This is a genomic window from Methylococcus capsulatus (assembly GCF_036864975.1).
In the GTDB taxonomy this organism is placed as follows: domain Bacteria; phylum Pseudomonadota; class Gammaproteobacteria; order Methylococcales; family Methylococcaceae; genus Methylococcus.
Genome location: NZ_CP104311.1, coordinates 582381 through 594351 on the forward strand (window position 1 = coordinate 582381; position 11971 = coordinate 594351).

Genomic DNA, 11971 nt, shown 5'->3' on the forward strand with positions numbered 1-11971 from the left:
TGACTGCCATGGTACTGACCGCTGCCGCTGGTTTTTTTGCCGCGATCCTGCTCAATCTGTTCCTTTACCGCCTGCTGCAAAGCCGCGGCAATGCCATCGTCCGGCTGTATCGGTCCGGGCTTCTGCTGCTGGCCGGTCTGGGGCTGGTGGCGCAGTCGCTGGGGTCCGAACTCAACCCCTATTTGGTCATGCTCTGTTTCACATTCGGCTTGGCGTTCCTGACGCTGGAAACGCTGATTGCGGGATTCTGGGGCAAAATCGGTTATGGGAGCCTGACCGTCGCCCATCTGTTTCTCGGTGGATATCTTTACACCATGACCCAGGTGCCCTATGGCGACCGCCCGTTCGCCGCGCTTTCGGCCAACCAGCCCAAACCGCTCTCTGACACCGACCTACGGGATGAATGGATCGCCGGCCTGCCCGTCGGCAGCGCCGCCCGCTCTTCCGTGCCGACCGAACCCGTCCCCGCCGGGGCGCCGGCCAGCCCTGCGGACCCCGCCCGCATCAGCCTGAACTGGAGCGACGTCGAACCGCTGATGGCACACGACTCCCATGTCCGCGACGTGTTGATCGCACTGCGGGAGAAACAGGAGCGCGACCTCTCCGAGATGCTCGCCAGCCTGAACCAGATCGCCGTGAACAGCACCGGCATGCGTCGCCATGCCATCCTCCGCGACAACGTCGAAAATCTGTTGCACGACGGAGCGATCTCCGAGGCACGCTATCACACGATCCTGGAGACCTGGCGGCTGACCGACCGGGACGAACAAGCCTTCCGCTCGAAACAGGCCGAGGAACTGTTTCATGTGATGCTGCAACTGCTGGAAGATGGAGAGGTCGATGAGACTCACAAGGTCGAACTGATCGATTTCATGGTGGCCCGCTTTTCCAGCGACGTCCGACTGGTCAAGCCGCTGATCAATCTCTACGAGGCATTAGACAGTGAATACCCCCGCCAGAAACGCCTGAATCACGAGTTTCTCAGCCTCTATCTGCAAAAGCGCAATGCCATTCTCAGGGGATTTTCACGAATCGGTCGGCCGGGGCTACAGCCACTGCTCGACTACCGCAAGAAGACCATTTCCGAGATTCATTACTCGCAGGCCCGCCTCGACCGGTTTCTGGAACAGACCTTTCAGCAACGCGTGCGCCCTCTCTATGGCCCGGTCGCCCCCATCGCCATCAAGGACTTCCTGAACCGGGAGAAATATCCGCCCCTGGGAAAACTGTCGGGAGCCGCCTACGAACAGGATTACCTGCGGCACAGCCTCATCCGCATCGGCCTCGAAAACCGGGTCCCCGCGGCCGGGCAACCGGTCATGGGTCTCGCCGCAGCGGACTACGCCAAGATTGTCCAGGCCTTCGAGGAGGGGTTGCCTGATGCCGTCGACACCATGGTTATCGACGAGAATCCCGCCGTGCGTGGCAACCTGGCCTGGTATCTCGCCGAACGCAAGGATCCTTACACCTTGCCGCTGATTTTCGAACTCATGCAGGACTCCCACCCGGAGGTCAGACGGCTGGCGGCAATCGCCGTGGGCAATTTCAAGATCATCGACATGCAGAGCGCGAACGACCGCAAGTTCACTGAGATCGTCCGGATGCTGGTGAATTATCGGACCAATGCCGATACCTTCGCCCGGGTCTTCGCCCTCTACGCGCTCGCGACCGTCGGCGACCGCCAGAAAGCCCTCTACATCCTCGACCTGATCTTCAACGACGGCAACACGGTGCACTCCGTCATGGGACAGGCGGCGCCGGCCTGGAAAAGCGAGGACGAGAAAGCTGCGGTGCAAAGCCTCATCGAAATATTGGGTGAAACCCCCGAGGAGCCCTATGTCAAAACCCAGGCATTGAAGGTGCTTCTGGCCATGGAATCGCAGGAATCCGTCGGCATCCTGCTGCATTATCTCAACCATATCTACGAATCGACCCATAGCCGCCCCGGCCTGCTGCGCTACGTGGTTCCGCACATGACCCTTCCGCAGGAAGCGGAGAACGTGGAGGACGTGGTGGACTATCTCGCCGCGCGCTATCGCGCCCATCCCGAGCGTCTGCAACAACCGCTGAAGGCGCTGCGCGCCTATCTTGGATCGGCCTACGGCAATCACCGCAGCGGGGAATTCTTCCAGTTCCTGAAGTTTCTCGCGGAATACGACAGCCGGGAGTACGAGGAATACCTGAAACAGACCCGGGAACACGTGCTGCTCATGCGCATGCTCGAGTACGTCAAATCCACTTACGGTTTCTGGCTGGTGTTCTGGCCGCTCTCGCTGTTGATCCTGATCGTGGTGCAATACGGCCTGGGACTGTCTCCCCGCTTCACCCGGAGCGACGACGGCACGGCGGCAACCCGCCCCAACCGCCGTGCCAATCCTGCGGCGGACATCCGCAACCGGCGCCAGGCGCCCGCGGCGGCCGTGGTCCCGATCAAGATCAGCTCCGGCAAATCCTGAAGAAGTTTCGGCCAGAAACCGGCTCGGGAGACCACGCCATGCGCATCACCCTGTACGATTCGGCGCGCGCCCTTTTGCTGCGCGTGGCCATTGCTGCCGGCGCGGGGTTCCTGCTCGGCGGCTGTAACAAAATCGGCCCGGACTTTCACCGGCCGGAAATCAAACTCACCGACACCTGGCTGGATGCGCCGAAAAAAACCGCCAAGGCCGGCGATTTCCGCAACTGGTGGAAACTGTTCAATGATCCGGTGCTGGATCGCCTCATCGAGAAGGCTTACCGGCAGAATCTGGACGTGCAGAAAGCGGCGATCCGTATCTATCAGGCGCGTGCCCAACTCGGCATCGCCAAAGGGTATCTGTTCCCGCAGAAACAGAACGTGGGAATGGACACATTCTATGAACGCATCAGCGAATTCTCGCCCTACTACCAAGGGAGCGATTTCCACACGTTCACCTATTTCCAGACCGGATTCGACGCCATGTGGGAGCTCGACATCTGGGGCCGGTTCCGCCGCGGCATCGATGCCGCTGGTGCGGAACTGGCGGCATCGACACTGCAGTATGACGACATGGTGGTGACGCTGACCGCCGAAGTGGCTGCCGCCTATGTCCAGATACGCACGTTCAATCAGCGCCTGGCGCTCGCAAAGGGCAATGCCGACCTGCAAGAGCGCAGCTTCCGCATCGCCGAATCACAGTTCCGCAACGGCGTGAGCACCGAACTCGACATGCAGCAGGCCAAGGCGCTGCACCAGGCGACCCTGGCTGAAATCGCCAACCTGGAAGTGGGGCTGCGCCAGTCGAAGAATGCTCTGAGCGTCCTGCTGGGGATGCAGCCCAGCCACCTGGAAAAGGAACTGGGCCCGGACAGCGACATCCCCGCCGCCCGGTCGGAGATCGCCATGGGCATCCCGACCGACATCCTGCGCCGCCGCCCGGATGTCCGTGCCCAGGAATACAAAGCCGCATCCCAATGCGCTCAGATCGGGATCGCCGAGAGCGAACTCCTGCCCCGGCTTTCCCTGGTCGGCACCGTCGGCTTCAATTCCGGCAGCATCGACGGACTCGACGTGGCCAACGCCATCAGCCCTTCCGGGCTGGCCGGCAAATTCGGACCGACCGTCACCTGGCCGATCCTCCAGTACGGACGACTGACCAACAACGTCCGCGTCCAGGACGCCAAATTCCAGGAACTCCTGACCGACTACCGCAGCACCGTATTGCGCGCCCTACGCGAGGTGGAAGACGCGATCATCGCCTTCAAAAAAGCCGAGGAAAGAGTAGCCAGCCTGTCAGACGGCGTCCGGGCCTCACAGCGCGCCGCCGAACTCGCCTTGCGGCAATACCAGAACGGACTCGAGGACTACACACGGGTCCTCAATTCGGAACTGTTCCTGGTGCAGCAGCAAGACCGGCTGACCGCCAGCCGCGGAGACGTCGCCCGCAGTGTCATCGCCATGTACAAGGCGCTGGGTGGCGGCTGGGAGATTCGGGAAGGCCGGGAGCTGCTGCCGCCCGGCGTGAAGAAAGAAATGCGCGAGCGTACCGACTGGAGCGACCTGCTCGAGGAACCCGTCGGCAAGGGAATCGACTAGCAAGCAAGCGGGACCGGCGGACGGATCTCACCCCGGCCTTGCGAAGAGGGGACAGACGAATGAAACTGGTGACTGCGATCATATCTTCGCAAAAGCTGGATGAAGCCCGCGAGGCCCTCCTGGAAATCGGCGCCACCGGCCTCACCATCAGTCGCATTTTCGGCGATGCCTTTGAAAGGCACGCGCCCCGCACCGACGACTGCCTGTTCAAGCTGGAGATACTCGCCACCGAACGCCTGGCGGGCGCCGTCGTGGAATCGATCATCGGCATCCTGGGCCCGGATGCGGACGAGGATGCCCGGATTTTGGTCTTCGAACCGCAACAGGCCGTCCGCATCCGCACGCTGGAAAGCGGCGAAGAAGCCTTGGGCTGAGCGCTGAACAGCTTCTAATTTAAGGAAGCTTCGCCAAAGCAGCCGGCTACCTGATGCGGGTGACATCATCTGTGTTGCCCCAAAAAAGCCAAAGGCAGTACATTAGCGTCTCATCTTTGCCGAGAGGCCGCCATGTCACGCCAGAAGGACAAAACCCTTTCCATACGCACCTCCGCCGAGATCAAGCAACTGTTGCGCATGGCCGCAGAGCGCGAACGGCGATCCCTCGCTTCGAGGATCGAGATTCTGGTGCTGGAGTACCGCGGGCACATGAGCTGAAGCTGGATCGCCCAAGTGGTGAAGCAGCCAACGGGAGCGCCTAATGGGCCTTCCAAGCATTGCCTGGTTCAGCCTGCCCGCTAAACCAACGAACCATTGACGGCAGGAACGAAGCAATGGCCACCCCGGAAAACCAGATTGAGCTGGATCTGATCGCCAAGCTGGGCGATCTCAAATACACCTACCGCGAAGGAGCACAAGGAAGTCGAGCGAAGCGAGCGAGTGCGACGCCCCCCGCGAAGCCGTAGGCCCGGATGTTTTGACGGAGTCTGCGGCTTCCTCGCGGGTGGAGACAAAACATAAGGGAACCGACACGGCGTCGAGTCAGTGTGGGAGCCTTGGCGGAGAGCGTCGCTTGAGAGACGGACGGAGCCGAGGCGGACGCAGGACGGCGCGGGCCGCCGAAGGCAAAGACGTCGCCACAATTTGCTCCCGAGGGTGACGGGGATGTCCCGTCGGGTTTCGCAAAAAATGGCGACGCTCCAGTTTATGCAGGGCGATCTGCATGGGGCGGACTCTCTTATGTCAAGATCATGCAATGGCGCGAAATACACCTTCAACAGCTCTCGCGCATAGAATAACGGATAACGCCTTTCGTCTATATGATCGTCCGGGACGTAACACCTATGAATACCTGATCGGCCAGTTTGCCGCAGGCAGCGGCAAGAAGGCGGGCGAGTACTACACGCCGCAGCCCATTTCCAGCATCCTTTCCGCCATCGTCACGCTGGATAGGCAGGAGCCGGCGGAAGGTCCGCGCCCTCACATGGACAGCGTGCTGGACTTTGCCTGCGGTTCGGGCTCCTTGCTGTTGAACGTGCGCCATCGCATGGGGCCGCACGGCATCGGCAACATTCACGGGCAGAAGAAGAACATCACCACTTACAATCTGGCGCGCATGAATATGCTGCTGCAGGGGGTGAAGAATTCCGAATTCGAAATCTTCCACAGCGACACCCTGCTCAATGAGTGGGACGTGCTGCGCGAGACCAACCCGGCCAGGATGCCGAAATTCGACGCGGTGGTAGCCAATCCGCCCTTCAGCTACAGGTGGAAGCCGAGCGAAAGCTTAAGCGAGGATGTGCGCTTCAAGAATTACGGCCTTGGCGCCCAAGTCCGCCGCCGACCTCGCTTTCCTGCCGCATGGCTTCCATTTCCTCAAGCAGGATGGCGTGATGGCCATCATCCTGCCCTACGGCGTGCTGTTCCGTGGCGGTGCCGAGGCGCGCATCCGCACCAAGCTGCTCAAGGACGGCCATATCGACACGGTGATCGGCCTGCCGGCCAACCTCTTTTTCTCCACCGGCATTCCGGTCTGCCTCCTGGTGCTGAAGAAGTGTAAAAAAACCGGACGACGTGCTGTTCATCAACGCCGCCGAGCACTACGAGAAGGGCAATCGGCAGAACCAGCTATTGCCCGAGCATATCGACAAGATCATCGACACCTACCAGTACCGCAAGGAAGAACCGCGCTACTCGCGGCGGGTGGGCATGGAGGAAATCGAGCAGCACGATTTCAACCTGAACATCTCTCGTTATGTGAGCACAGCAGAAGCCGAAAAGGAAATCGATCTCGCGGCGGTGCATGCCGAGCTTGTGGCGCTGGACCAGAAGATCAAGACGGCCACTCAGCAGCACAACGAGTTTCTCAAGGAACTGGGGCTGCCTTTGCTACCGTCGGTGAAGCTGGCCTGACCGGACAAAGGCGCATCTGCTGGACTTTCCCGATCCTGGGGACACGGCTGGCTGGAAGGCGTGGTGAATTAGGCGAAATACCTGTTTTTTCCATTGACCGCCACCATGCCGCCCAGAGACTAATGCTAAAAGCTACGCCTTTCCTCCCGGAGTGAACCGCCGCCTCAGAAGTAATAGCCCTTGCCGTTGTGCGAGCTCAAGTCCAAGCCTTCGGTTTCCTCGTCGGGGCTGACGCGCAGTCTCGGCCAACGGTCCAGACCTTTGAGTATGAGATAGCTGACGGTGCCGCTCCAAACTCCTGCGGCAGCGATCGCGACGAGCTGAACGCCGATCCGCTGCCCCAGCCCTAAATCACCCGGAAATCCCGAACCGCCCCAAGCCCCGCCAGCGACCAGCGGGGTGAGAAGCACGCCCAACAGGGCACCGGCCGCATGCACCGGGAACACGTCCATGGCATCGTCGATTTCCAGCTTGCGCCGGATCCAGGGAATCGCGAAGAAACAGGCCAGCCCGCCTGCGCCACCGACGATGACGGCGCCCTGCGGCCCGACGTAGCCCGCCGCGGGCGACAGTGCGACCAACCCCGCGATCATGCCGGTCACTAGGCCAAGCAGGGTGGGGCGCCCGAAGCGCACCCACTCGACCCCCATCCAGGCCATCGCACCGGCGGAAGCGGCCAAGTGGGTGTTCAACATCGAGAGTCCCGCCGCGCCGTTGGTGATCAAGGCGCTACCGGCACTGAAGCCGTGCCAGCCGATCCACAGCATCCCGGCGCCGGCCGCCGTCAGGGTCAGATTGTGGGGCGGCATGAGCGCATCCGGAAATCCACGCCGCGGCCCCACCAACCAGGCGGCCGTGAGGGCCGACGCGCCGGCGGTCGCGTGGACCACCACGCCGCCGCTGAAGTCCGCCGCACCGAGGCGGGCGAGCCAGCCTCCACCCCACAGCCAGTGGCAAACCGGTGCATAGACCAGCAGCATCCAGAGGGTGGTGAACCAAAGCACGGCCGAGAACTTCATCCTCTCGGCGAAGCCACCGACCATGAGTGTCGGCGCAAGCACGGCGAAACCGAGATGGTAGATGCAGTATGCCGCCTCGGACACGTGCCCGATCGCCGAGTCGGCCGTCAGACCGTGCAGGAACAGCCTGGACGTGCCGCCGAGCCATGGCGCCGAGCAACCTCCCCTGCCCAGAGCGAGGCTGTAGCCGGCGCCCATCCAGACCAGAGACACCAGGGCGGCGACGGCAAAACATTGGGCCAGAACGGAGAGTACGTTCTTGGTGCGGACCAGCCCAGCGTAAAGCAAGGCCAGCCCCGGCACCGTCATGAACCAGGCGAAGCCGGTGGACGTCAGAATCCAGGCGGTATCCGCGGCGTCGAATTCGTCCGCCTTGAGCGGCAGCGCCACCAACAGGCAGCCCAACAAGCTGAAACCGCGGAATTTCGGACCTTGTCCCATCACTCCCCCGTCTGTGGATCGTGGCGCGGCCAGCGCCGACCGGAAGCCGTCTCCGCCGAATTCTCATGCCTCCGGGAGACCGCATGCACAAAACGGGGGCAATGAAACCACGATTGGACGGCTGTGCCAAGGTTTGAGAAGGCTTTGCGCCGGGATGCGATCACTCGCTCATATCGGGAAACAGGATCACTTCGTCCGGAACGCCGTTTCCATTCCGCTGAAGGTCGATCCCTCCGACCAATGCATAGCCGGCGTCGCCTTCGTACAGGACGACGGCATCTTTGGGCATTTGGAGAAGCGCCTGTATCAGTTGCTCCACGGTCATCGGCGCCCCCTCACAGGTCGTCCGAAATGACTTCCAGCGCGATCAACTGATCCCGCAGCGCCATGTGAGCGGCGAAACCTTCCCGTCCCTGGTAGAAGGGATCGCCGTAGAGGGCGTCGGTGGCCGATTCATCCGACAGGTAGATCCGGCAGGCATGAAGACCATCCGCCAAGGATGCGACACAGGCCTCGAACTCGGAAACCGGCTCGGGGTCGTAGACACCCTCCCCCAGGAGATCATCGGCCCGGTACAGATCGGTGTCCCAGCCGTACTTTTCGGCCAGCTCGAATATCGGGCCGTTGCCGGCCTCGGCTTCGGGCGATGCCGGCGTGAGGCCGGCGGCTTCCAGCAGCTGGCGCGGGCTGGTCGTGGCGAAAATCACCCGGCCTTCCCGTTCTTTGGCGGCGCGGACCTTGCGGGAAAAATCCTCCCGGTCGAATGCGAACCAGGCATTCGCCTTGCCGGGGCTTGTTACCTCGACGACATAGATCATGGGAGTTTTCCCGAGTGAAGGTGAATTCAATGAGTCAGGCGCGCGGCTATCGCCTCTTCGCCTGACTCCGCCCGAACCGCGATCTTGATGTCAACAGCCCGGCTCAGCCAACCCAGGGTCACCGCGCGGAAGGCGGCTTCCTCGGCCTCGTCCCAGATCAGGCACAGCAACGCCTCTTCACGGCTGAGCAATTCGTCTTTCTCCAATTTATCCACGGCGAGCTGGCAGGCCAACGGGTCCGCCTCGTTGCGGGCGAACACCTCACGTGCGGCCGCGATGCCCTCGGCAATCTCATCTTCCGACGCCAGGGTGGCGTGCTCGCCTTCGATACTGATAATGAACGACATGGGTCTCTCCGAATGAATCGATTGAGCCGAGTACTTACAAGGGCACACCGAAAAACCATTCTTCGCTGCCGCCCCAGGCGAGATGCAACCGGTAGCCGGAATGCCAGCGCGCCGCCTCGGCCTCGTCGGCCGGACGGTGGCTCAGTTCCGCGTCCGGCGCGTCGGCGGTGAAATAGGCGCGGCCATTGCGCAGAAAGCGGGCGAGATCCTTACGGTCATTGGGCCGGACCACCGCCTTGGGCACGCCATCGACCAGGATCGTCGTCACCTGCATAGGCTTTCTCCTCTCGCTATCCCACGGTGATGATCAAAGGCTCGAGCCCCGCCACCGTGGCTTCGATCACGTCTCCCTGGACCACGGAGCAGGCCAGACCCGGCGTGCCGGTGTAGATGAGGTCGCCGGGGAACAGCTCCAGCCGGGTGGACAAATAATGCACCGTCTCCGGCACCTTCCACAGCATGTCGGCTACGTTGCCGCTCTGGCGAACCTCGCCATTGACCTTGAGTTCGATCCTGCCGCTGGCGATGTTGCCGACATAGAACTCCGGCGTGATCGCCGAGCATGGCGAGGAATGGTCGAACGATTTGGCCTTGTCCCAGGGCAGCCCCTGTGCGATGGCGGCGTCGAGTGCGTCGCGCAGGGTCATGTCCAGGCCCACGGCATAGCCGAACACATAGTCGTAATCGACCTTGTCCACGGGAATGTTGCGGCCGCCCTTGTGCAGCGCCACCACCATTTCCACCTCGGGAAACAGCGCGCCGGTGCCGGGCGGGTATGGCAGCACGGAATTGTTCTGGAGGATGGCGCCGGGTGGCTTCAGGAAGAAGCTCGGCTCGGTGGGCTTGACCGCTTCCCGGCCGGATTCAGGGTAATTGTGGGCGAGGCAAAAAATGCGGCGCACCGGAAACGGATTGCTCGACATGGCGTCGAGGGTGATTACGGGGGCGGGTGGGAAGGCATAGTTCATGATCGGTTCGGTCCTGTTCCACTACACCAGCCGGTCCGGCCAACGGTATCCGGCATTCACTTCGAATTCCAGGTAATAAATCTTGAAATGCTCTTCCATCCTTTCGGCTTCAGGAAGGCGGACTTCCCGCTCCGGGTATTGCGCCAGCAGCGCGCTGCGATGCGCGGCCCAGGCCTTGAGCAGCGCCTGACGGGCTGCCTCAGCGGTCGCGCCGGCCCCCCGGAACATGAAGTGATGGGTGTTCATTTCCGCGACGACGAAACGTTCACCCATCTCAATACCCCTCCGCCACTCCCAGGTCCATACCGCGGAAGATCGAGCAGCGCTTGAACACCTCCAGGCTGGGTGCGACCTGCTTGTGCGAACAATACTTGGCCACTAGTTTAGCCAAGCCTTTGATATCGCGTCCCGTGGCGGCCGGAAAGACGTCCGCCAGTTGGCTGATCAGCGCCTCGTCCACCGCCAGTGCGAATTGCTCGGTCATCACCCGCCAGATCTTGCAACGGTCCTCCCGTTCGGGCGGATAGAACTTGATGAGGGCGATACAGCGGGAGACGATGGCCTCGTCGATGTCATCGACCCGATTGGTGGTCAGAAACAGCAGGCCGTTGAAATATTCCAGCACCCGCAGGAACACGCCGACCACGGCATTCATGGTGATGTCATCGTCGCGGCGCTTGATGTAGACATCCGCCTCGTCGATCAGCATGACGGCGCCCCAGCGCTGGGCGCGGGTCAGTACGTCCTTCAGCGCGGTTTCCATCGCCGCCACGTCGAGACCAAGCTGACCGGAATGCACGCGGTACAGCGGACGCCGGATGATCTCGGAATAAACCTCGGCGGTGAGGGTTTTGCCGACGCCCGGGGGACCCGCACAAAGCACGGTGGTGCCGCCGGACTTGCCAGCCACGATGTCGTCCATCAGCATGTCCATCTCAGCGGTCAGGATGTCGATCAGGTCGGTCTGCTCCTCCGGCAATACCAGCTTGCGCTTCAACTCCGGCTGGTATTCGTAGGGAGCGACGTCCTCCACATGCACCCACAGATAATGATGCAGCTCCAGATGGAACATCAGGATGTAGGGATGCACCGGAAGCTGGGTGAACAGCCCTTCCGGCATCGCGTCCTGCAGCTCCTGGACTTCATCCTCGGCGTCGTAGCGGTTGCTTTTGGCCGCTTTGCGTAGATACGGTCCCAGAATGTCGCCGGTGGCATCAAGGGTCAGCGTGCGCTGGGTGAGGATGCCTTCGTCGTTCACCAGCCGGGCGCTGCCACCGCCGGAGGACAGTACCACCACATCCTTGCGCGACCAGTCGGTGTCACGGTGGGTGGCGGCCGGGTCCTCGGCGTAGAAACCGATGCCTTGCCCCGCGAACTGGGCGCCGTAGCGGGCGCGCCAGTCGAAATAGCGGGCGGTGATGCGGTCGTAGTCCTCGATCAGATCGGGCGTCTCCTTGAGGAATCCCTTGGCCGCGAAGATCTCGCCCACGGTCCGCCCGACGACATCGCTGGCGGTGATCCGCAGCGCGACCGTGGCGAGACTGCCCTTGGCGTTGGCCTTCAGTTCGATGATAATCTTGCCGGTTTCGTCGTTCGATTCCGGAATGTAATCGAGCCGGGTGATGACGTAGGGCAAGGGCCGATTGGTGACGTTGGCCGTGAACACCCAGCCGCGGATGGCATCGGTCGCGAGATAGCGAACGATGGCGGGTACCGCCTGCTCCAATTCGTTCGCCTCGAAGCGCACCCCATCGTCGTTGAGCGCTTTTTGCAGTACCGCAATCTGTACCGCCCGCTGCTTCAGGTCCGGACCGGCTTCCTCGTACAAGTTACGCAGGAAATTGACTTCGGCATTCTCCAGCTGGGCAAAAGCGATCTCCGCCTTGTTCCCGAACCGTAGCTGGTCCTGCAGCCCTGCCAGACGCGGGAACTCGGTGACCATGGCTTCGACATAGGGCTTTTCGATCTGAAGTTTCACG

The 11971-nt window shown here is 61.9% G+C and carries 13 protein-coding genes and 2 pseudogenes; 7 read left to right on the plus strand and 8 right to left on the minus strand.

The window, feature by feature from the left end; genetic code table 11:
- Nucleotides 1–8 precede the first annotated feature (8 nt).
- From N4J17_RS02660 to N4J17_RS02690, 7 genes and pseudogenes are all read left to right on the plus strand, one after another.
- Entirely contained in the window at nt 9–2456 is a 2448-nt protein-coding gene (locus tag N4J17_RS02660) for a HEAT repeat domain-containing protein (protein WP_198322354.1), read from the plus strand.
- A gap of 38 nt (nt 2457–2494) precedes the next feature.
- Nucleotides 2495–4051: an efflux transporter outer membrane subunit gene (locus tag N4J17_RS02665; RefSeq protein ID WP_198322355.1), complete on the plus strand. Its 1557-nt coding sequence runs from the start codon at nt 2495–2497 to the stop codon at nt 4049–4051.
- 59 nt (nt 4052–4110) lie between these two features.
- Nucleotides 4111–4425 carry a P-II family nitrogen regulator gene (locus N4J17_RS02670; RefSeq protein WP_198322356.1) on the plus strand — a complete coding sequence of 105 codons (315 nt, stop codon included), beginning with the start codon at nt 4111–4113 and terminating at the stop codon, nt 4423–4425.
- 132 nt (nt 4426–4557) lie between these two features.
- Nucleotides 4558–4704: a hypothetical protein gene (locus tag N4J17_RS02675; RefSeq protein ID WP_198322357.1), complete on the plus strand. Its 147-nt coding sequence runs from the start codon at nt 4558–4560 to the stop codon at nt 4702–4704.
- A gap of 116 nt (nt 4705–4820) precedes the next feature.
- Complete coding sequence (locus tag N4J17_RS02680; protein WP_255527219.1) at nt 4821–4952, plus strand: hypothetical protein; 132 nt, start codon at nt 4821–4823, stop codon at nt 4950–4952.
- Between the two features lie 290 nt (nt 4953–5242).
- A pseudogene (locus tag N4J17_RS02685) lies at nt 5243–5743 on the plus strand (HsdM family class I SAM-dependent methyltransferase); the annotation flags it as partial.
- Nucleotides 5744–5783: 40 nt separating this feature from the next.
- Nucleotides 5784–6399, plus strand: a pseudogene (locus N4J17_RS02690) (N-6 DNA methylase).
- A 164-nt stretch (nt 6400–6563) separates the two neighbouring features.
- Here the strand turns inward: N4J17_RS02690 and N4J17_RS02695 are convergent.
- The 8 genes from N4J17_RS02695 to N4J17_RS02730 all read right to left on the minus strand — a co-directional run bounded on the left by N4J17_RS02695 (nt 6564) and on the right by N4J17_RS02730 (nt 11970).
- Complete coding sequence (locus tag N4J17_RS02695) at nt 6564–7859, minus strand: ammonium transporter (protein ID WP_198322394.1); 1296 nt, start codon at nt 7857–7859, stop codon at nt 6564–6566.
- 160 nt (nt 7860–8019) lie between these two features.
- Nucleotides 8020–8148 carry a hypothetical protein gene (locus N4J17_RS02700; protein WP_277458152.1) on the minus strand — a complete coding sequence of 43 codons (129 nt, stop codon included), beginning with the start codon at nt 8146–8148 and terminating at the stop codon, nt 8020–8022.
- Nucleotides 8149–8194: 46 nt separating this feature from the next.
- A complete protein-coding gene (locus N4J17_RS02705) occupies nt 8195–8677 on the minus strand; it encodes a hypothetical protein (RefSeq protein WP_198322359.1) in 483 nt (160 codons plus the stop codon).
- A 26-nt stretch (nt 8678–8703) separates the two neighbouring features.
- The gene (locus N4J17_RS02710; RefSeq protein ID WP_198322360.1) at nt 8704–9024 is read right to left on the minus strand and encodes a hypothetical protein; all 321 of its coding nucleotides are present in this window, start codon (nt 9022–9024) and stop codon (nt 8704–8706) included.
- Nucleotides 9025–9058: 34 nt separating this feature from the next.
- Nucleotides 9059–9298, minus strand: a complete 240-nt coding sequence (locus N4J17_RS02715) for a hypothetical protein (protein ID WP_198322361.1) — start codon at nt 9296–9298, stop codon at nt 9059–9061.
- Between the two features lie 16 nt (nt 9299–9314).
- Nucleotides 9315–9992, minus strand: coding sequence for a fumarylacetoacetate hydrolase family protein (locus N4J17_RS02720; protein WP_198322362.1), 678 nt, complete (start codon nt 9990–9992; stop codon nt 9315–9317).
- A 21-nt stretch (nt 9993–10013) separates the two neighbouring features.
- On the minus strand, nt 10014–10265 hold the full coding sequence (locus N4J17_RS02725) for a hypothetical protein (protein WP_198322363.1): 252 nt from the start codon (nt 10263–10265) through the stop codon (nt 10014–10016).
- Nucleotide 10266: 1 nt separating this feature from the next.
- Nucleotides 10267–11970: an AAA family ATPase gene (locus N4J17_RS02730; RefSeq protein WP_198322364.1), complete on the minus strand. Its 1704-nt coding sequence runs from the start codon at nt 11968–11970 to the stop codon at nt 10267–10269.
- Between the last annotated feature and the right edge of the window lies 1 nt (nt 11971).